This window comes from Lutibacter sp., assembly GCF_041555395.1.
Taxonomy (GTDB): Bacteria; Bacteroidota; Bacteroidia; order Flavobacteriales; family Flavobacteriaceae; genus Lutibacter.
The window spans coordinates 1-22,247 of sequence record NZ_JBFFKM010000043.1 but is presented as its reverse complement, the minus strand read 5'-3'; the positions used below and the strand labels follow the sequence as shown (position 1 = coordinate 22,247).

At 34.5% G+C, this 22,247-nt stretch carries 15 protein-coding genes and 2 pseudogenes; 2 read left to right on the top strand and 15 right to left on the bottom strand.

All coding sequences use genetic code 11. From position 1 onward, the window contains the following. Positions 1 to 702: 702 nt before the first annotated feature. From fdhD to dnaN, 10 genes and pseudogenes are all read right to left on the bottom strand, one after another. A complete protein-coding gene (fdhD, locus tag ABY285_RS09540; protein WP_372769441.1) occupies positions 703 to 1,479 on the bottom strand; it encodes a formate dehydrogenase accessory sulfurtransferase FdhD in 777 nt (258 codons plus the stop codon). 154 nt (positions 1,480 to 1,633) lie between these two features. After that, complete coding sequence (gene fdhF, locus ABY285_RS09535; protein WP_372769439.1) at positions 1,634 to 4,348, bottom strand: formate dehydrogenase subunit alpha; 2,715 nt, start codon at positions 4,346 to 4,348, stop codon at positions 1,634 to 1,636. Positions 4,349 to 4,397: 49 nt separating this feature from the next. Continuing rightward, positions 4,398 to 4,776 (bottom strand): annotated as a pseudogene (locus ABY285_RS09530) (GxxExxY protein). 52 nt (positions 4,777 to 4,828) lie between these two features. Beyond that, positions 4,829 to 6,448 carry an NADH-ubiquinone oxidoreductase-F iron-sulfur binding region domain-containing protein gene (locus ABY285_RS09525; RefSeq protein ID WP_372769437.1) on the bottom strand — a complete coding sequence of 540 codons (1,620 nt, stop codon included), beginning with the start codon at positions 6,446 to 6,448 and terminating at the stop codon, positions 4,829 to 4,831. Positions 6,449 to 6,667: 219 nt separating this feature from the next. After that, complete coding sequence (locus tag ABY285_RS09520; RefSeq protein WP_372769435.1) at positions 6,668 to 7,843, bottom strand: class I SAM-dependent methyltransferase; 1,176 nt, start codon at positions 7,841 to 7,843, stop codon at positions 6,668 to 6,670. A 12-nt stretch (positions 7,844 to 7,855) separates the two neighbouring features. Next, on the bottom strand, positions 7,856 to 8,398 hold the full coding sequence (locus ABY285_RS09515) for a DUF1697 domain-containing protein (RefSeq protein ID WP_372769433.1): 543 nt from the start codon (positions 8,396 to 8,398) through the stop codon (positions 7,856 to 7,858). After that, a complete protein-coding gene (locus tag ABY285_RS09510; protein ID WP_372769431.1) occupies positions 8,399 to 9,487 on the bottom strand; it encodes an AI-2E family transporter in 1,089 nt (362 codons plus the stop codon). It lies immediately after the preceding gene. A 102-nt stretch (positions 9,488 to 9,589) separates the two neighbouring features. Continuing rightward, a complete protein-coding gene (ggt, locus tag ABY285_RS09505) occupies positions 9,590 to 11,293 on the bottom strand; it encodes a gamma-glutamyltransferase (RefSeq protein WP_372769429.1) in 1,704 nt (567 codons plus the stop codon). Continuing rightward, positions 11,290 to 11,883, bottom strand: a complete 594-nt coding sequence (locus ABY285_RS09500; RefSeq protein WP_372769427.1) for an ACP phosphodiesterase — start codon at positions 11,881 to 11,883, stop codon at positions 11,290 to 11,292. Before ABY285_RS09500 ends, ggt begins: the two co-directional genes overlap by 4 nt. Before the next feature lie 75 nt (positions 11,884 to 11,958). Continuing rightward, positions 11,959 to 13,077, bottom strand: coding sequence for a DNA polymerase III subunit beta (gene dnaN / locus ABY285_RS09495; RefSeq protein ID WP_372769425.1), 1,119 nt, complete (start codon positions 13,075 to 13,077; stop codon positions 11,959 to 11,961). 644 nt (positions 13,078 to 13,721) lie between these two features. On the opposite strand from dnaN, the gene ABY285_RS09490 reads away from it, so the two are divergent. Further along, a complete protein-coding gene (locus ABY285_RS09490) occupies positions 13,722 to 16,238 on the top strand; it encodes a PIG-L family deacetylase (protein WP_372769423.1) in 2,517 nt (838 codons plus the stop codon). 109 nt (positions 16,239 to 16,347) lie between these two features. Next, a complete protein-coding gene (locus tag ABY285_RS09485; RefSeq protein WP_372769421.1) occupies positions 16,348 to 18,048 on the top strand; it encodes a sodium:solute symporter in 1,701 nt (566 codons plus the stop codon). 62 nt (positions 18,049 to 18,110) lie between these two features. Here the strand turns inward: ABY285_RS09485 and ABY285_RS09480 are convergent, their stop codons facing one another. From ABY285_RS09480 to ABY285_RS09460, 5 genes and pseudogenes are all read right to left on the bottom strand, one after another. Further along, positions 18,111 to 18,602: a DUF2911 domain-containing protein gene (locus ABY285_RS09480; protein WP_372769419.1), complete on the bottom strand. Its 492-nt coding sequence runs from the start codon at positions 18,600 to 18,602 to the stop codon at positions 18,111 to 18,113. A gap of 5 nt (positions 18,603 to 18,607) precedes the next feature. Next, positions 18,608 to 19,432: a DUF2911 domain-containing protein gene (locus ABY285_RS09475; protein ID WP_372769417.1), complete on the bottom strand. Its 825-nt coding sequence runs from the start codon at positions 19,430 to 19,432 to the stop codon at positions 18,608 to 18,610. 121 nt (positions 19,433 to 19,553) lie between these two features. Beyond that, positions 19,554 to 21,194: a gliding motility-associated ABC transporter substrate-binding protein GldG gene (gene gldG / locus ABY285_RS09470; protein WP_372769415.1), complete on the bottom strand. Its 1,641-nt coding sequence runs from the start codon at positions 21,192 to 21,194 to the stop codon at positions 19,554 to 19,556. Then, positions 21,184 to 21,912, bottom strand: a complete 729-nt coding sequence (gldF, locus tag ABY285_RS09465) for a gliding motility-associated ABC transporter permease subunit GldF (protein ID WP_372769413.1) — start codon at positions 21,910 to 21,912, stop codon at positions 21,184 to 21,186. Before gldF ends, gldG begins: the two co-directional genes overlap by 11 nt. Positions 21,913 to 22,120: 208 nt before the next feature. Further along, positions 22,121 to 22,247 (bottom strand): annotated as a pseudogene (locus tag ABY285_RS09460) (antibiotic biosynthesis monooxygenase); the annotation flags it as partial.

The following is a 22,247-nucleotide window of genomic DNA, read 5'->3' as shown; positions in this document are numbered from 1 at the left end:
TTTGATGTGTAGCTTAAAACTGTTATAGCTATAAAACCTGCTACAAGTAGCAATCCGAAAATTAATTTTAATTTTTTCATTTTTAGTAAGAATTAAATGATTAGTAAGAACATCAAATATATAAAAATCTCACATACAAACAAAAATATCCCGCTTTATTTCTAAAATTTTTTAGAAAAAAGGGGTTCGAAAAGCTATTTTTTTCTTATTTCACAAGGCTTCTGCCTAAAGATAAAAAAGTTAAAATACTTTTAAATTTTACCAAATAAAACTTCTATTTTGGAGATTTTAAAAGCTAAAATTGATTTTTAAGCGATAAAAACGGGTATTTTTATCTCGAAAATCAATTAATTGCAAACCCTCTCCGTAAAAATTTGCAATCTTAGGGACGCTCTTACGGGACAAATGTAAATATAATATTCTAAATATCCAAAATAAAATACGAAATATTATTAAAAAGATGTCATTTGTTTATAAAATCGTGTATTTTGTTGTGTTTTTGGATTATTAGTATTTTCGATTGTTGGTATTTTAGATTGTTAAATGGGAGTAAGCGTAAAAATTTGAATTCTGAATGCTTGGCGTCCTTTGGGTAAAGCTTTGCGCCCGTTGCGGTTAAACTTTTTAGTATTATGGATTGTTGGTATTTTGGTATTTTGACTTTAGTTAATTTATCTCTCCTCTCTTTTTAAACTTTCCAACTTATTCAGCATATATAGTCCCTTTATTCCCACGTGAAAATCCAATAAGACATATACCAAATTCTTTCGCGAAATCGACTGCTAAAGTAGAACAGGCAGAAACCGCTACCACAATGGGGATTTTAGCAATAAATGCTTTTGAAATAATTTCATAAGAAACCCGGCCGCTTACAAGCATCACAAAAGATTCCTTCAATTGATCTGAATTTAACAATTCGCCAACCACTTTATCTACTGCATTATGCCTTCCAATATCTTCCTTTAAAGAAATAATTTCATAATTTTTATTAAAAATGGCTGCAGCGTGAGAACCACCTGAGATTTCAAAAGTTTCTTGTTTCAATTTCATTTCAACAAACATGTCTTCTAATCTGGTGCTGTCGAAATCGTGGTTGTTTTTTAATTTGGCGCCGCTATAATTAATGTCTTCCAATTTTTGTTTTCCGCAAATGCCACATGAGGAAACTGATAGCAGGGTGCGCTTGTTTAAATATCCTTTTCCAAGATTCTTTTTTTGGATGGAGGCGTTTAGTATCGAAAATCCATTGTCACGTTTTTCAACAACATCAATGGTTAAATTTTCTTTTCCTTTATAAATATCTTCTGCATACAACAATCCTCTTATAAGCTCAAAATCATCTCCTGGCGTTCGCATGACCACCGTGTAGGGTTCTGTATTGATGTTTATTTGCAAAGCAGCCTCAACCACCAAAGCATCAGTTACTTTTTGAGGAACTCCGTTTGTAAGTTGTAAACCTTCGTAGTTTAATATTTGCATTTATTATAAGTTGAAAAGTTTTAAAGTTAAAAGTTGGAAGACCGCGGACTAATGCCGTAAGTCTAAAAAAAGGAATTCTTATTTTAACATGGTAAATATATTATCATAAATCGCAAATCAAAAATCCCTTTTGCCTATTGCCTAATCCCTTAATTTACATTTTTTCAAAATCTACGGCAACCACTTTGTATTCGGGAGTCATTGTTTCTTTGTCTCCAACGCTTCCTGTGATTAAATTGATAAATACTTCAGGTTGGTGGAAAGTCGTTCTTAAAACGCCTCTTTTAACTGTTTTAGCGTACTTTATAGGTATGTTAACACTTCCCCTGTCAGAAAATAACCTAACCATTTCTTCATCTTTAATCCCTTTAGCCAAAGCGTCTTTCGGATGCACTTCTAAAATATCCTTGTTTAAGATGAGCTGGTTGTCCGTTCTACGCGTCATAGTGCCGGAATTGTAATGTTCCAGTTCTCTTCCGGTAGTTAAAATAAAAGGATAGGTATTTCCATGTGAAACAATTTCCGGTGATTCCTCAAAATCGAAATGATGAAAAGTGCCAATTCCCTTTTTAAAATCTCCATTAATATGAAGCATTTTAGTATCGGTTCCATCTTCGTTAATAGGCCATTGCAAGCCGTTTTCACCCAACCTGTCCCAGGTCAGTCCTTTCATAAAAGGAATCACATCGGCAATTTCTTCAATAACTTTTGCGGCATCATAGGTCAAGCCAGTTGGTTGATTGTATCCCAATCTGCTCATCATGTCGATAATTATTTGTCCGTCCGGTTTCGTATTTCCTATAGGTTCAATAACTTTATTTACACGTTGCACACGGCGTTCACCATTGGTAAAAGTTCCGTTTTTTTCAAAATAGGAGGAAGCCGGCAGCACCACATCAGCCATTTCGGAAGTTGCCGTCATAAATAATTCCTGAACCACAATCAATTCTAGTTTTTCGAAAGCTTTAATGCTGTGGTAAGAGTTTGGATCAGTCATAATCGTGTCTTCGCCAACAATATAAAGCGCTTTAATTTTTCCGCTAATTGCGGCATCAAGCATTTCAGGAATTTTCAATCCCGTATTTTTAGGCATTTTTTCAATCCCGTATTTTTGTGCATAATATTGTTGAATAGCTGGTTTGCTGACGTCCATATAACCGGCTCCCTGGTGCGGTTGTACGCCCATATCTGCTGAACCCTGTACATTATTTTGTCCGCGCAACGGATTTAAACCAACACCTTTGCGGCCAACATTTCCTGTCATCATAGCCAAATTAGACAGCAACATAACCGTTTTACTTCCTTGAAAATGCTCCGTTACCCCCAAACCATGAAACTCCATCGCTTTATTTGCGGAAGCATATGCAATCGCAGCATCTCTAACCAAATCTTTAGAAACTCCCGTAAGTTTTTCCAGTTCATTCATATCAAGGTGTTCCACATGGCTTTTAAACGCTGCATATTTTTCGGTATGTGTCTCAATAAAAGCTTGATTTACCAATTCCTCTTTAATGATATAATGTCCCATCATATTTAAAATGGCAACATTGGTTCCTGGTCTGATTTGAAGAAAATAAGTAGCCAAATCTGCTAGACTCGTTCTGATTGGATCGACAACGATGGAAGTAACGCCTTTCATAAAAGCCTGCTTAATTTTAGCGCCCGTTACCGGATGTCCTTTTACTGGATTTGCCCCAAAAAGAAAAATAGCATCGGTTTGTTTTAAATCTTCTATTGAATTTGTGGCGGCTCCGGTTCCAAATGATTTTTGCATTCCGAAAGCAGTAGGTGCGTGGCAAACACGTGCGCAGCCATCAATATTATTGGTTCCAACTGCTACACGAATCATTTTTTGCATTAAATAATTCTCTTCATTGGTGGCTCTTGAGGAAGAAATTCCGCCAATGGCATCTGCACCATATTTATTTTTGATGTCAGTTAATTTTGTAGCAATAAAATCATAGGCTTCGTCCCAGGTCACCACTTCAAATTTACCGTTTCTCTTAATCATCGGTTCTCGTAACCTGTCGGGATGATCATAAAACTGAAAGGCAAAACGACCTTTTAAACAGGTATGTCCCTGATTTACCTCGGCAGTTTCCGGAGCTTGAATTCCTTTTATTTTTCCATCGATAACGGCAACTTCTAACTGACAGCCAACACCGCAATAAGTGCATGTAGTGCGGACGGTTTTATCTGGAATTAAGGTTTTTGTTTCGAATTTATCAGTTAAAGCTTCGGTCGGACAAGTTTGAACGCAGGCGCCGCAAGATACGCAGGCCGATTCGTTAAAAGTGGTGTCGAAACCTTTGATAATGTTGGTTGCAAATCCGCGACCCGACATTCCCAAAATCATTTCTCCCTGAATTTCTTCGCAAGCTCTTACACATCTAAAACAATTGATGCATTGCGATAAATCTGATTTTATATAAGGATGCGATCTGTCTGGCTGAATGTCTAAATGAGTCCTGCCTTGAGGATAGCGGATATTCGGAATCCCAATTTGTGCAATAGTTTCTTGAAATGGTGTTGCTTTTTTTCCTGCGGAAGGGAATATTTTATCTGAAGGATAATCGGTTAACACCAATTCAACAATATTTTTGCGAAGGCGTTTTATTTTTTCTGTGTTGGGATAAATGTACAGTCCTTCAGAAATAGGGGTGTGGCAAGAAGCCATTGTTTTGGTTAATCCGTCTTTTTCACGTGCCACATCTACTGAACAAACCCTGCACGAACCAAAATTTTCCAATCGGTCATCCTGGCACATCGTTGGAATGGCATATGTATCATTTTCAATTCTTCTGACAAATTCCAACATGGTTTCCCCTTGATTGAATTCGTATGCTGTGTTGTTTATATATGCTTTCATTTGTAGGTGTTTTTTTAACCGCAAAGGGCGCAAAGTTTTGCAAAGTTCGCTATAAGTTGTTTACTACTCTTCTGATTCTGTTTTTAATTAATGAAACATTAAAATTAATCAACAGTCCCAATTTGCAATCAGATAATTTCAAATAGGTTAATAATTGCGCTAAATGAACATCGTTTAAGGCTTCAACAGCCTTAATTTCTATAATAACCTTATTTTCTACTATGATGTCGATTCTATATCCAATTTCTAATTTAACTTCTTCATAAATAACGCGGTAAGGCTTTTTGTTTTTGAATATTTAAACCGCTTTTTTGTAATTCATAAAATAAACATTCTTCATAAGCACTTTCTTACAAACCCGGTCCCAAAACTTTGTGTACTTTTAAAGCACCATCAAAAATAATCTTTGATATTTCGTTTTCCGACATTATAATTTTTTTGCGTTCATAGTGTAATTCTTTGCGCCCTTGCGGTTAATGTTTATTTAAAGTACTGATTCAACTCCTGCTCAAAATACTGCAATGCATTTTTTACAGGCAGCGGAATGCCGCCACCCAATGCGCAAAGAGATCCTATTTCAAGGGTTTCCAATAAATCATTAAATAACTGACGGTCAATTTTATAATTTTCATGTTGTGCTTTTTGAAGCATTTCCATACCTCTAAAAGAACCAATTCTGCACGGATAACATTTTCCGCAGGATTCATCAGAAGTAAATTCCATCAAATGTTCTAAAAACTGAATCATTGGAAAATCATTTGGGATGGAAACAACGCTTGCATGGCCCAATAAAAATCCATGACTATTCAACGATTCAAAATCCAGCGCTAAATCTTTAATTTTATCAAAAGGAACAATTCCACCCAAAGGTCCGCCAATTTGAAATGCTTTTATTTTCGAATTAAGTCCATTCCCGAATTCCTCAAATATGGTTTTTAATGGCGTTCCCATTTCAATTTCATACATTCCGGGAGTGTTAAAAAAGCTGTCCAATGAAACCAATTTGGTTCCGGTGGATTGTTTTGTTCCCAATGCCGAATATGCCGCACCGCCATTTTCTAAAATCCAATGAATGTTTGCAAACGTTTCTACATTGCTCAATACCGTTGGTTTGCCATACAAACCATATTGCGCGGGATATGGCGGACGAACGCGAACTTCCGGACGCAAACCTTCAATAGAATTTAATAAGGCGGTTTCCTCGCCACAAACATAAGAACCTTGTCCGCGAATAATTTTGAATTTAAAATCGCCAATCAGGTTTTTTTCTTTTAAGGTTGAAATTGCTTCATCCACAACTCTGAGGGAATCCGGATATTCTCCTCGAATGTATAATACAGCTGTATTTGCGCCAACGGTTAAACCGGATAAATACATTCCGAAAAGTACTTTATGTGGCTGATGTTCCATTAAATACATATCCGAATAAGCGCCGGGATCTCCTTCATCGGCATTGCAAACTATATATTTTTGGGAGTTTGTTTCTTTATTAACGGCATCTAACTTAAACCAAAATGGAAATCCGGCACCGCCGCGACCTCGTAAATTGGAAGTTTTTATTTCCTGAATTACCTGTTGCTGATCGTTTTTATAAACCTCCGCCAGTTTATAAAACGCGGTAATATCTTTAATTTCAGCTGTTAAAATTGGGGTGGTATTACAGCCAATATTGTATTTGTTTTCTTGATGTTTTTTATGGTCGATAATTGAAATGAGTTCCTTTTCATTGTGTACAGAATAAGTATTGTCATGATACATAAACGCATTGTTGGTGTGGCAACGACCAACGCAGGCTGCGTGACCAATTTCATCTTTGTCAAAATGATTTTCTAAATTTTCATGAAGTTTATTTTGGGTGTTTGCAACCATACAAGCTGTCCCGCTGCACACATGGATTTTTTTGTTCCGATTGCTTTCTCTTGTGAAATCATAAAAAGAGGAGGTGCCTGCAATCACAGAATCATCAATCATAAAACGTTTTGCCAGTTCCTGAAATTCGGACTTTGGTGCATTTTTATGCGATAAATCTGCGATATTTTCGAACAAATTATCGTCTAATTCCTTTCTTGACGATAACGAACGTATATTTTTATTTGCCATTTTATTGTGTATAAAGGCTAAAAATACTAAATTTTAATGATGTTTGCTAATACCAATTAAACATTCAAATTTCCCATAAAATTTGTTTCTTTTTAGCCCATTTGTCGTCATAAATTGAAACCGTAGCTTAGGCTATGCTTAAACTTTATTTCTAAACTGAACTAAAAATAATTCAAATTTTTAATACAACATTTAAAAATTCAATTGGTATAAAAACTTTTATGCTTTTACACAAATGAGCACCACATGCTTATTGTTAAAATCGGTTGTGAAAAACAGGTATTGATTTCCTCCATCTTTTAATCCGGTTTTTTTTCGAATTTGAGCAACCGTTTCTGGGAAATTTCGTGTGGCAATATTGGCCTTTTTTGAAGGAATTAATTGCAGTAATTGCTTTTTGTTGTAGGAAATGCAGTGTTTTATTTCGAATCTCCTTCCGGGAAAATCCATTAAATGATTGGATGTGTATAAATGACTGTTATGGTGTAATTTAGCGATATTCAATTTTTCTGAAACCTGCAAAAAGGCTCCGGATTTTAAGATGGCGGTATTTGGCTCATATACATATTTTTTAGGCTCGGAAAAGGTGGCGTTTGAATTTTCGTTTAAATTAAAGTCAAATTTTTGGGTAATGGTTTTGGCTATGTTGATGGTTTTAACCTGAATGTTTTTTGTGTAATTTTTCTCCAATAAAAACAGCAGTTCCTTGACTTCATTGTCAACAGCAACCACATGAATTTCTTTTATAAATTGTAATTCACTTACGGCACTTGTAATGTCTAAAATGGGAGATACTTTAAGTAGGATATTATCCGTTTTTTGAAAAAATAAATCCAGGTTTTTAGGAATATTCGGCAAACAGTCCGCCAACAAAAAAACTTTTCCTTTGGCATCGTTTCGCCTGGAAGGATCGGCGTAAATCCAATCAAATTTCTCTTGGTTTTTTGCCAAAAATTCGATTCCGTCGCAAAGAAGTGTGGTGATATTTTTTACCTTTAATTGTTTGAAATTATGGGAAACAATGGTTGATAATTCGCTATTAATTTCACAATGTGTTATATCTTTAACTTTTTGTGAAAAAAAATAAGTGTCAACTCCAAATCCGCCCGTAATGTCGACCAATTTTTTTCTTGAGACCAAATCAGATTTATATTTAGCAGTAATTTCCGAAGAAGTCTGTTCAATATTAAGTTTGTTCGGATAATAAATTTTTTCCGAATTAAACCATGTTGGCAATTTTTTTTCACAGCTGTTTTTCGCCAATATTTGTTCTGCAATTTCCGGAATGGAAACACATTCAAACGGACTGCCTTTCAATATCAGTTTTGTTACATCCGATTTTAAATGATCATTGATAAATTGTTGAACGTCCTTATTTAAAATATTGTTATTCAATTGCTTGTTTGTTTAAGAATTGCAAAGTTCCCTTAATTTTGAAATGGTATTCCAGTTTCTTGTAGTTGCAGAAGATTTTAATTTTCTTTCAAATAAAATATTGTTAAGTTTGATATTTCCATAGCCATTAGGACAATATAAATAAATGCATATATCAATGATCTCGAATGCATCCTGATTTGTACTCAATTCCTTAATTTGTTCGATTCCTTCCGAAAAAGGTTCATCACTTAATAACGTAACATGAAGTTTTGAAGTATCAATATTTGTTTTTTGAATAAACGGATTGGACTTAAAAATTGCTGCTAAATATTTTTTGCTTAAAACCAATACATGAACTGAATAACCAAAAGTTTGGTTTATCGCATTTTTAATTTGTTGCTCGATTTCAGATTGTTCAGTTATGTTTGAATCAAAAATCATATTGCCGCTTTGTATATAAGAAGTTACCTTTCTATAACCCAATTCAATAAAAAGCTGCTTTAAATCAATCATTTTTATGGTATTTCTGCCAGAAACATTGATGCCTCTTAAAAGGGCTATGTAAGTCGCCATTTATAAATCCTTGGTAAGTGATTTTACAATTTTATTGTCAGCTAAAAATTCTTTTAAAATTACTTTTATTGCCGTGTAAGTCGGAACGGCAACGATCATTCCCGTAATGCCAAATAAAATTCCGCCAATGATAATCACTAAAAATATTTCTAAAGGATGAGATTTTACACTTTTTGAAAATATAACAGGTTGACTGATAAAATTATCAATTAACTGTGCAACAAGGTAACCAATCATAACATAAATGGTAGTGGGTAATATTTCGGTTTGAAAATCTTGTCCCAGGTTACTGCTCATTGTTAAAAACATCAAAAGAAAGCCTCCAATTAACGGACCTACATAGGGAATTAAATTTAACAAGGCACATAAAAACGATATTACTATGGCGTTTTCAACACCAAATATTGCCAAAAAAATAAAATATATTGTAAATATTATTAAAATTTGAAGCACCAAACCTATAAAATATCTTGACAATAAATGATTGATTGACATTAAAGCGTTTCTAATTTTTGGTTCGCTTTTGTCGTTGACCAAAGCATACACGGAATTTTCTATGATGTGAGAGTCTTTCATTAAAAAGAAAGTGATAAAAATTACAGAAAATAATCCTACACTCAAGTTTCCGATGGTTCCAATAACTGCATTTAATAAATCTGGAATAGCCTTTACATTTTTCAATTTAATCAAATCCACATTTTTTAATTCATTTAAAATATTGATATTATAGGATAAAAAGTAATCATTTATCTGAATTAATAATTGTTCAATATTGGTTTGAAGTTGTTCAATATTTAACAACGATAAGTTTTCGCCTTGTTTAATGATTAGCGGAATAAACATACTTATTATTCCTGTTAGGATTCCTAAAAAAAATAACATAGTTGTGATAACGGCCACAGAATTAGGGAATTTCAGCCTTCGTTTTAAAAAGCGAATAATTGGGCTTCCAATTAATGCAACAACGATTGAAATTGCGATATATACGATAACGGACTGTATTTCATACAAAAAGTAAAGCAGCGATAACACGCCTGCAATAATGGCAATCGCTTTTAAAACTCCGTTGGTTATTGTATTGGAATTCATTTTTTTTATTTTTTAATCGTTTAACTGTTGAATCGTATTATTCAACGAACTTTATATTTTCATTTTTATCAATTGTCAATTCCCCCTTTGGGGGTTAGGGGGCTAAAATCCCGCCGCTTTATCATCGCCTCTATAATCAGCGCCACCTTCCAATTTTCCGTTGGGCAAACGTAAAACAGCATCAACTTTACCCAAAATTACGGAATTTTCCTGTTTAATTTGATAGCCTTTTTCCTGTAATTGATTTACCAGCAAACTGTCAAAACCTTTCGGTTCCATCGTAATCACATCCGGAAGCCATTGGTGATGAAATCTTGGAGCGTTTACGGCTTCTTGCATGCCCAATTGAAATTCATAAACATTTAAAATGGTTTGTAACACAGAAGTTATGATGGTTGAACCTCCCGGTGAACCAACAGACATATAAAATTGGTTGTTTTTTTCAACAATTGTTGGTGTCATAGAACTTAACATGCGTTTCCCCGGCGCAATAGAATTCGCTTCTGCACCTATCAATCCGAACATATTAGGCATTCCTGGTTTTGAACTGAAATCGTCCATTTCATTATTTAAAAAGAATCCGCCTTCAGAAACATATACTTTTGATCCATAAGCGCCATTTAGAGTGGTGGTTGCTGAAATGGAATTTCCATATTTATCTACAATAGAATAGTGGGTTGTTTCATCACTTTCATAACCAACTATATTTCCGTGTTTTAAAGTTGAAGAAGGCGTTGCATGGTCCCATGAAAAATTTGCCATTCTATTTTTTACATAGTTAGAAGAGATTAAGGTGTCAATCGGAATATTCACGAAATCGGGATCTCCCAAATAATAGGATCTGTCGGCATAAGCGCGTCTTTCTGCTTCAGTTAATAATTGAATGGATTTCAATGAATTATGTCCGTAAGATGCAATATCAAAAGGTTCAATCGCTTTAAAAATCTGTGCATTGCAAATTCCGCCGCTTGATGGAGGTGACATCGCAATAATTTTCAAATCTTTATATTTAAATTCTATGGCATTTCGCCATTTTGCCTCGTAGTTGGACAAATCTTCTTTGGTAATAATTCCTCCTAATTTTTGAACATAATTCACCAACATTTCAGCAGTTTCTCCTTTATAAAAACCATCTCTTCCATGGGCTCTTATTCTTTCCAACGTTTTGGCCAGTCTCACATATTTAATGGTATCTCCTTCTTTCCAATCATAATCCAAAACAATGATGGTATCATTCACTTCGGAAAAATAATGTTTGTATTTTGCCAGGCGTTCAGCTTGTTTTTTAGTGACCACAACGCCTTTGTTGGCCAAATCAATAGCCGGCTGAATTAATTCTGAAAAAGGCAGACTGCCAAATTTTTCATGAACTTTAAACAATCCGTCAACCGTTCCGGGAACGCCAACAGCCATAGCACCCAAAGTACTTTTTCCTTCTATAATATTGCCGTTTTCGTATAGATACATATTTTTTGAAGCGGCAAGCGGTGCTTTTTCTCTATAATCCAAGGCGCCGGTTTTACCGTCATTAGTTCTGTAAACCATAAATCCACCACCGCCAATATTTCCCGCAAAAGGATAGGCCACCGCCAAAGACAGCTCAGTTGCAATCATCGCGTCAAAAGCATTTCCGCCTTTTTTTAATATGGCCACGCCAATTTTTGAAGCTTCTTCACGGGCGCTGACGACCATGGCACTGTCGGCAATAAATCCGATAATTTTATTGTTTTGGGCAGTTTCTGAGGTGTTTTTTTTGCATTGCGTAAAAAGAAACACAAATGCAATTAGTGGGATTAATTTTTTCATTTAGATAATAATATGATTGTTTTTTCTTCTGTAAATTGTATTAAATCCTTAAAAAAAACGGTGAAATCCGATTCAAATTCTTCGTAATGTTGCACCAAATCTCCAATAGCCATATCCATTTTTGAAACCCCTTTTGTTCGTTTATTCATTCCAATCAGCACTTTTTCAATGCCTTCAAGAGAAGCGTAACTAACCAGCCAATTATATTCTATCATATATGGAAGTAATTTTTGAATTTTAGCAGGAAATATTCCAATATTGGCCTGAAAAAATGTATAGACACTATTGGCATAAATGTCTAATGGAATTTCAGAATAATGGCGCCAGTTTTTAGCTAAATAATGGTCGTATAAAATATCAATAATTACGCCGTCATAATGGTCGTAACGTTCGTGCAGGCGTCTTTTGCTTTTTCTTGCAATTGGATGTGTGTCCGTAAAATAGTCTATTGCTCTGTGCAATAGAATACCTGATTGAATTTCTTTTGGATAATTTTCGTGTTTTTTTCCTTTCACGGCATCAGCGATAAAATTGCCTATTAAAATATTTTTATTGTTTTTGGAAAGGTATAAATGCGCCAGGAAATTCATAAAATAAATTTAAAACAATGATACAAAAAAATCCGCGAATAGCGGATTTATAATGTTTTCTATTAAAAAAATGCTTTAGTTATTCAACATGACCGGCATCACTAGCATTGTGATAAATTCGCCGTCTTCAATACCGTCTATAGGCGTTAAAATCCCGGCTCTGTTTGGCAACGACATTTCAATTAACACTTCATTGGAATTTAAATTGCTCAACATTTCAGTTAAAAAACGGGAATTGAATCCAATTTGCATATCATCACCTTGGTAATCGCAAGCCAAACGTTCTTCAGCTTTGTTTGAGTAATCAATATCTTCCGCAGAAATATTTAATTCGGTTCCTGCCATTTTCAATCGAATTTGGTGGGTTGTTTTACTTGAGAAAATAGACACACGTTTTACTGAATTTAAAAAAGTGCCTCTGTCAACAGTCAATTTATTCGGATTTTCTTTCGGAATAACAGCTTCATAATTTGGGTATTTTCCATCAATCAATCGGCAAACCAAAACCACATTATCAAATATAAATTTCGCGTTTGAATCGTTATATTCTATAGTTACGTCACTATTTGAACCTGCTAAAATTCCCTTCAATAAGTTTAGCGGTTTTTTAGGCATAATAAATTCCGCAGTGTCTTTTGCAGTAACATCTGTTCTTGAATATTTAACCAATTTATGAGCGTCTGTTGCCACAAAAGTTAAACTTTCTGAATTAAACTGAAAAAATACACCGCTCATCACAGGTCTTAAATCATCGTTTCCTGCGGCAAATATTGTTTTTGAAATCGCTGTGGCCAACACGTCTCCCGGAATTGTAGTGCTGCTTGGCGACTCAAGCGTTACCGCTTTTGGGAACTCATTGCCGTCAAAATAAGCCATATCATATTTACCGTGGCTCGAGCTAATTTCAACGGTATTATTTTCCTCGGTCTTAAAAGTTAAAGGCTGGTTTGGAAATGTTTTTAAAGTATCCAGTAATAATCGTGCGGAAATTGCCACAGATCCTTCAGATTCAGACTCCACTTCAATTATGGTGCTCATAATTGTTTCCAGATCCGAAGCAGATATTTTTAATTCGTTTTCTTTTAGTTCGAATAAGAAATTATCTAAAATTGGTAATGTGTTGTTGCTATTGATAACACCTCCTAATACTTGAAGTTGTTTTAATAATTGACCACTTGATACTATAAATTTCATTTATGATTATTTTAATGGAATGATTTACAAATATATTCTAAATAAGTTGTTTTTAAAAGAATTTTTATTAACACGTTATTACAATAAAATATAACACAAATTTAAACTTAAATAGAGAGAATTAAATGGTCTAAATGTAAAAAAAATCATAAAAATATTATTTTGGGCGTTCCTGCTAAAAAGCAGGCGGGCTTTCACTACTCGCTTTTTTTAGTTGCGAAAAGCAACTAAAAAAGAGCTCAAACATGCCGTTCAGTCCCAAACGCGGCTTACGTTAAAAATTTAAATTGAGAATCTCATCTTTCAAACTTTTCGCTATTGCCCTTTGCCTATTCTTAACTTTCAACTTCTAATATCTAACTTAAACTTTCAAATTTTTCACTATTGCCTATGGCCTATTGCCCATTACCCATTGCCATTGCCCATTGCCCATTGCCATTGCCTATGCTTAACTTTAAACTTTATAAGTTACAATTATGTTAATACACTTATAAAAAAAGGGAAGATCTTAAATTTAATTTTATATTTGTTTAACTACTAAAAAATCAAATTTTAAATGAAACGAGCATATCAAATTTTGACACATAATGGAATGATTAATGGCGGACAGCATCTGTTATTTCTAAAAAATAAAATTTAAACAGATGAAAAAAATACTTTCAGCTTTATTTTTAACCGTTTTTTGCATTGCCGTAACTTTTGCGCAAGCGCCCAAAAAGCCAACTTCAGGCGAAATTTATGAATCCATTCAAAAACTTAATTTTTTAGGTACGGTTTTATATATCGCTGCGCATCCCGACGATGAAAACACCCGATTAATCTCCTATTTTGCCAATGATGTAAAAGCGCGAACCGGTTATTTAAGCATTACTAGAGGTGATGGCGGACAAAATTTAATAGGCTCCGAACTTGGAGAATTGTTGGGCGTAATTAGAACCCAGGAATTATTGGCGGCAAGACGCATAGACGGCGGCGAACAATTTTTTACGCGTGCCAACGATTTTGGCTACTCAAAACATCCCGATGAAACGCTGACGATGTGGAATAAAGCAGCCGTTTTAAATGATGTGGTTGCGACCATAAGAAAATTAAAACCCGATGTGATTATCAATAGGTTTAACCACAGAACGCCGGGCACAACCCACGGGCATCATACTTCTTCAGCCATATTAAGCGTTGAAGCTTTTGATCGGGCTTCAGATAAAATGTACAAGACGCATTTACAAAATGATGAAATTTGGCAGCCAAAACGATTGCTTTTTAATACTTCTTGGTGGTTTTACGGCAGTGAAGAAAATTTTAACAAAGCAGATAAAACAAATCTGTTAAGTTTTGAAATCGGTTCTTTTTATGTAAATAAAGGATTGTCAAATAGCGAGATAGCTTCTTTAAGCCGAAGCCGACACCAATCACAAGGTTTTGGCAGCACGGGATCAAGAGGAACTGAAACGGAGTATTTAGAATTTTTGAAAGGAGAATTTCCAATCAATAAAAATGTTTTTGACGGCATTGACACTTCCTGGAACCGTGTGGAAGGCGGAAAAGAAATTGGGGAAGTTTTACAAAAAGTTGAAGCCGATTATAATTTTAAAAAACCGGCCGCAAGTATTCCTGGTTTAATTGAAGCCTATAAATTAATACAGCAATTGAAAGATGAACATTGGAAACAATTGAAATCTAATGAAATCAAAGAAATTATTGCGGCTTGTGCCGGTTTGTATTTAGAGGTTACCGCAAATAATTCTTCTACAACCTCAAATTCAAAAAATACACTAAAAATTGAAGCTGTCAATAGAAGCAATTATCCTGTTTCTTTGGAATCAGTAGAAATTTTACCGTTAAACGTACAAATTGATTCCTTGGTTTCCTTAAAACAAAATATGGTGAATTCTCTTTCTTTATCCATTGAAATTCCTTCGGAAATTAAGCAAACTTCGCCTTATTGGCTTCGGGAAAAAGGAAGTATAGGAATGTACCGGGTTACTGATAAAAATTTAATTGGTTTGCCGGAAACGCCACGAGTTATTCTTGCTAATTTTAAAGTTAATTTTAACGGATTCATAATTCCAATTCTAAAAAATGTGATTTATAAATATAATGATCCCGTAAAGGGAGAAGTTTATAAACCTTTTGAAATACTGCCTGAAGTTTCAGCTTCTTTTGGTGAAAACGCCTATATTTTTGCCAACGATGATGCCCAAAAAATTATTGTTAAGGTAAAATCTTTGAAAGAAAATTTAGAAGGAAATGTAGCTTTGGATATTCCGGAATTTTGGAGCGTTTCACCAAAAACTTTTTCATTCAACTTAAAAGAAAAGGGCGAGGAGCAAAATTTTGAATTTCAAGTCAAGCCCCCTTCAAAAGCAGCGGAAGTATTTATAAGTCCGGTCATACAAATTGGCAATAAAAAATACGACGATGAACTGGTTGAAATTAATTACGATCACATTCCGTTTCAATCAGTAATCAGGCCTTCAGAAACAAAACTGGTTAGGTTAAACATTGAGAAAAAAGGACAAATAATTGGCTATATTCATGGCGCCGGAGATGTCGTTCCAACCGCTTTACGTCAAATGGGTTATACGGTTGTTGAACTAAATGAGGATGACATTACTCCTGAAAAATTAGAAAATTTTGATGCAGTAGTATTGGGAATACGATTGTATAACATAAGCGAGAGGGCAAAGTTTTATCAAAAATTCTTACACGGTTATGTAGAAAATGGCGGTACTTTAATTGTGCAATACAATACCAGCCGCGGTATAAAGGTTGAGGAAGTTGCGCCATATTCCTTAAAACTTTCTCACGATAGGGTCACAGAAGAAGATGCTGACGTTCGGATAATCAATCCGGCACACGAACTGTTAAATTATCCAAACAAAATTACCCAAAAAGATTTTGAGGGCTGGGTTCAGGAACGCGGTTTGTATTTTCCAAGCGAATGGGATTCACATTTCGAAATAATTTTAAGTATGAATGATGCTAATGAATCACCTAAAAATTCAAGTTTGTTGGTAGCGAAATACGGTAAAGGAAGTTTTATTTACACCGGATTAAGTTTTTTCAGGGAATTGCCTGCAGGTGTTTCAGGTGCTTATAAATTGTTTGCAAATATGGTTTCAATAGGAAAAAATAAAACAGAAAAACCTTTAAAAAATTAAGATGGATAAACAAAAATACATTTGGAAAAAAATCTATACGGTTGTTTTAATCGCCAACGCGATTTATATTGTACTGTTTTATTTAATTATGAAAAATTTCTCCTAAATTATGCAGTGGTTAGACTGGTTTGTACTTATCGGAACGTTGGGATTTATAGTGTTGTATGGCGCATGGAAAACAAAGGGGAGTAAAAATGTAACCGACTATATAAAAGGCGGGAGTGAAGCGAAATGGTGGACAATTGGCCTATCGGTCATGGCAACCCAAGCCAGCGCCATTACTTTTTTATCAACACCTGGTCAGGCATTTCACAGTGGAATGGGTTTTGTGCAGTTTTATTTCGGATTGCCAATTGCCATGGTAGTTATTTGTTTGGTTTTTATCCCAATTTACCACCGCTTAAACGTATTTACAGCGTATGAATATTTAGAAACCCGATTCGATTTAAAAACCCGAAGTTTGGCCGCCATTTTATTTTTAATTCAACGTGGTTTGGCTGCCGGAATCACCATTTTTGCTCCAGCCATTATTTTGTCGGCCGTTTTGGGTTGGGATTTAAACACATTAAATATCATTATTGGTGTTCTGGTCATTATTTACACAGTAACCGGGGGTACAAAGGCGGTAAGCGTCACGCAAAAACAACAAATGGCGGTCATTTTTTCCGGAATGTTTGTTGCATTTTACTTAATAGTGAGCTATTTGCCTGCAGATATTACTTTTTCTAAGGCTTTAAAAATTGCCGGAGCCAGCGGTAAAATGGAGGTTTTGGATTTCTCTTTTAATTTGGAAAACAGGTATACTTTTTGGAGTGGCATTATAGGCGGAAGCTTTTTGGCGCTATCTTATTTCGGAACAGACCAAAGTCAGGTACAACGTTATTTATCAGGAAAATCGGTGAAAGAGATGCAATGGGGACTTATATTTAACGGATTGTTAAAAGTGCCGATGCAATTTTTTATTTTATTGGTGGGGGTTATGGTATTTGTTTTTTATCAATTTAACGCTTCTCCTCTAAATTTTAATCCGGCTGCCGACAATGTCGTTAAAAATTCTATTTATTCCGAAGAATATAAAGAACTGGAAAACAAACATTTAGAAATTGAAAATCTTAAATCTGTCGCGAATTTGAACTATGGAATTGCGCTTGATGCTGAAAATAACAAGATACAACTTGAAAAATCGGTCGAAGAAATTAAAACATTAAATGCACTGGAATTTGAAAATAGGGAACAGGCCAAGGAAATTATTAAAAAAGCCGATGCTTTGGTTGAAACCAACGATAAAGATTATGTTTTTATTCACTTCATTTTAAACACGCTTCCAAGAGGATTAATTGGTTTGTTGTTGGCTGTAATTTTATCGGCAGCCATGTCGAGCACAGCTTCAGAACTCAATGCGCTTGCGAGCACCACAGTGATAGATTTGTATAAAAGAAACAACAAGGTTATTAAAACTGATCAGCATTATGTGAGTGCTTCTAAATGGTTCACGTTGTTATGGGGAATTCTGGCGATTTCATTTGCGTGTTTTGCCAGTTTGTTCGATAATTTAATTCAGTTGGTCAATATTATTGGCTCCATTTTTTATGGAAATATTTTGGGCATTTTTTTATTGGCATTTTTTATAAAAAAAGTAAAAAGCAATGCGGTATTTCTAGCAGCATTAGTTACACAAATTGTAGTAATTGTTGGCTATTTTTATGATTGGATGCCATATTTATGGCTTAATTTATTTGGATGTTTTACGGTGATGACCATTGCGATAATGCTTCAGGGATTCTCAAAAAAGGAAATAAAAACCGTTTAAAAAAAGTAAGGCTGTCTAAAAATAAATTTAGACAGCCTTTTAAATATTTAAAGTAAAGCGGTTTATTGAATTGGAATAACAATGTTAACTTTTGCCCACTTTATGATGATTTCTTTTTCACCTACGGCATAATCTAATGCTTCCTGGTTATTATCGGTATAATTTGGCTTAACGTTTAATCTTAAAACATCTAGATCCTTATTGTAGCCGTTGGAACCCCAGGCATCATTTTTACTGTTTAGAATCATTGTCCACTCATTGTTTTCGTTTGGAATAATAAAGAAACCATATTTTCCTGCTTTAACAGTGTTTTCCCCAATTTTAACGTCTTTGTCAAACGAAAAGGTAGTGTTTTCATTGGCTCCTGCTCTCCAAACTTTCCCGTAAGGTACAAGTTCTCCCCAAATAGTTCGTCCCTTAACACTTGGTGAACCATAATCTATATTAACCGTTGCTGTTCCGGCTTTTCCCGTTGCTTGCTTTCTCGGACTTTCTTGAGCGAAAGTCACTGTTGCAATCATCAATAATACGAATGTAAATTTTAGTTTTTTCATCATTATTATTTTGTCCATTCTGCGATAGATTCTTTATTCATTTTTACATAATCGGCATTTCCTGCTTTTTCAGCGGCAGCCAAAGATTTTTTTGCAGTTGCAATAGCACCGGCTTTGTCGCCTAAATCAGCCTGAATCAAACTCATTCTGCGTAAATACCAAAAGGCAGGATTATCGCCTTCAGCGGCTTTTTTCATCCATTCCAAAGCTTGTTTTAAATCTTTTCCAGCAGTATGGTAATAAGTAGCTGATTGAAAGTAATCATTTTTTGTTGGTCCGGCCATGGCAGTTTCAATGCTTTTCATGGTAGTTTTATCCGTAGGCACTTCAAATTTAACACCAATATACGTGTTTTCCCAAAGGATGCCTAAAACAGCCGAATCACTATTTACATCATCAAAAGTCATGGTAAATGACTCAATTTTCATTGGCAAAGGATATACTTGAACAGTTGTTTTAGCGGCAACTTTGCTTTCGTCCCATTTTGCCGGATTTCCCGAATTGGTGGCGTCACTATAAAAAATTACCTCCCAGGAAGTTTCATTTGGAATGGTATAAACGGCATAAGTTCCTTTCTTTAATTCTTTTCCATCAATAGTAATGTCATCGCTGAAAGTGATTTTTGTGTTCGCATTCGCGCCGGTTCTCCAAACTTCTCCGTAAGGAACCAAATCTCCAAAAATGGTTCTTCCCCTCATTGCAGGTCTTGAATATTCCAGGGTAACATTCGTTAACCCTACAACTTGTTCCATTTTAGCAGCCGGACTTGGTTGTGGTGTTTTAATTTGAGCATTTATTGTTGAAGTGATTCCAACAATTGTCAATAGCATAAATAAATTTTTTAGCATCATAGTTTTTGTTTAAGTTATGATTCAAATATAACATTTTATAAGGCCTTACAAAATGACTCTGTTCATTTTAACAATTTTTTAAGAAGATGAAGGAAGGTGTTTATTGGTATTTTTTCTTTCTGAAATAGTTAAAAGTAAACCCAAAAAACGCAAGTATTAGTAACGGAAAAAGAATATTTATCAATTGCCATTTGGTTGTTTCTTCAAGTGCTTTTTCTTTATTTAAAAAGTCTATTTTAACTGTTTTTGAACGAATGTTGATTAAGCCGGTATCATCCAATAAGTAATTTATGGTATTCAGTAAAAATTCTTTATTCCCGTAACGTTGGTTGGTCCATTTGTTAAGTCCCAATTCCATTGGTTTTCCTTTAGAAAGCTCGTTAGCAATAACATCGCCGTCGGCAATAACCACCATTTTATTTTCAATGCCAATTTCCTTTGTTTCTGAAATTTTAAAAGGTTTTATTCTTTCAAAATAAGCCGATTTGAATTTTCCTTCCAATAGCACTGAAACTGGTTTGTTTCCGTTATTGTACTCGGCCTGATTTGGTTTTTGCGTAATTGTTCTTAAGGAAATGATGGCAGGCGTTCCCACAGATTTTGAAAGCGGCGAACTTTGAAGCAATACCGTTTTTTGAATGTCGTTTTTGAGGAGTTCGATGCTGTTGGTGAATTTTACGTTTACCGCTTCAATATTGTTGTTTATAGGATGGCTATTTTGAGAATTCAACAAAGGGAAATATTCCCATAAAAATTGATTGAATTGCGTTTGGTTTCCAATATTTCCGGTTGCCAAAGGAATTTCGGAACTGTATAAATCCGTTATTAAATCCGTATTGATTCTAATGCCATAATTAAAAAATAAATCGGTCAATCCCAAGTCTCTCGGATAAGCCAATGTTTCGCCAGTTTGCATTAAACTGTCCAATTCAGCCTGTACATTGTCAATTAACCAAAGTGTTTTTCCGCCATTCATAATAAATTGATCGAGCGTAAATTTCTCTGCTTCGGTAAATTTTTCGGTTGGTTTTGCGATGATGGCCAGATCAAATTCAGAAATTTCCTCAAATGTTTTCTGAGGCCGTACAGCAACACTGTCTAACGTAAAAGGCGCCAAAAAGTAATATTCGCCTAATTTTCGTAAAAAATCGGCGATGTAAATATCATTAAGTTCACCATTTCCTCTTAAAACAACAATTTTCTTAGATTTTTCTGAAGTAATCTTATGAATGGCGTTTGCAAAGGCAAATTCCAAATTTTGAATGGAACTTTCTAATTGTTGGTTTTGTGAATTTGAAAATACGTCTTTTAAAAGCGGCACATTTTCGGTCTTGTTTTTATAAGAAATAACAGCCCATGGAAATAAGATAATTTCAGATAATTTTCCATTCTCCTGAATTTGCAATCGGCTTGGTTCCAATCCGTTTTCAATTAGTTTTTGGGCAATATCAGTTGGATTAATAAACCTAAATCGAATATTTTTATTGCGTGCTTTCAGTTCTTCCAAATGCAATTTGGTTTCTGTTTGAAGCCGTTTAAATTCCGCAGGAAAATCGCCTTTTAAATAAACGGTAACAGTAACAACTCTATTCGCATTTTTAACAATTTTTTCTGTTGCTTTTGACAGTGTATAACGGCGATCTTCTGTTAAATCGAAGCGTTTGTAAATTGTTGAACCAATAATGTTCAGCAAAATTAGACCAGTCAGAAGCACGAAAATTTTAGAATACTTATTTTTCATGTTGAATTCTAAAATGGGTGAGTACTAAAAAGATAAAAGTGACTGATAAAAAATAAATTAAATCACGCGTATCAATAACGCCCTTGCTGATACTGTTAAAATGTTCGCTCATGCCAAAATTTTGAATGGCATAGTCTAAATTTCCTAACAGATTGTAATTAGCCAAAGCTTCAAATCCGTAAAACAGAAAGAAGGAAATAAATACAGCAGTAATGAATGAAACAATTTGATTTTTTGAAATTGTTGAGGAAAAAACACCAATGGCAGTGTAGGCGCTTGCTAAAAAGAGCAATCCGATAAAAGATCCAAATGTAGTTCCAAATTCAATATTCCCAACCGGATTTCCCAATTGAAAAATACTGTAAATGTAAATTAGTGTTGGGATTATTGCCAAAACAACCAAAATCAACGCCCCAAAATATTTTCCTAAAATGATATCCCAGTTTGTAATAGGTTTGGTTTTTATAATTTCAATGGTTCCGGTGCTTATTTCTTCAGAAAAACTTCGCATCGTAATGGCCGGTATCAAAAAAATAAAAATCCATGGTGCTAAAAAAAAGTAACTGTTTAAATCGGCGAAACCGGCTTGCAGCAGATTAAATTCCCCATTAAAAACCCATAAAAACAATCCGTTAATCACCAAATACACTGAGATAACCAAATAACCAATTGGCGAGGAGAAAAAGGAATTCAGTTCTTTTATTAAAATGGATCTCATAAAATTGTTTATGCGTTTATGCGTTTATTTGTTTAACTGTTTATTTGCCTAATTGCCTAATTGCCTAATTGCCTAATTGCCTAATTGCCTAATTGTTTAACTGTTTAATCGTGTATTTGTTTAATTTAACATTCAACATTCAACATTCAACATTCAAAATTGGATAATGTTTTAACCTTTCAATTAACTATTTCTTCCCCTTCGGGGGTTAGGGGGCTAGTTCAACTTTATCAACGCTCCAGGCTTCTGGTTTGTTGTTGAACAACACTTTTGTTTTTCTCCAAACCAATTTAAAGAGTTCAGAATTTCTATAAGTTTCTAAATCAGCTTCAGAT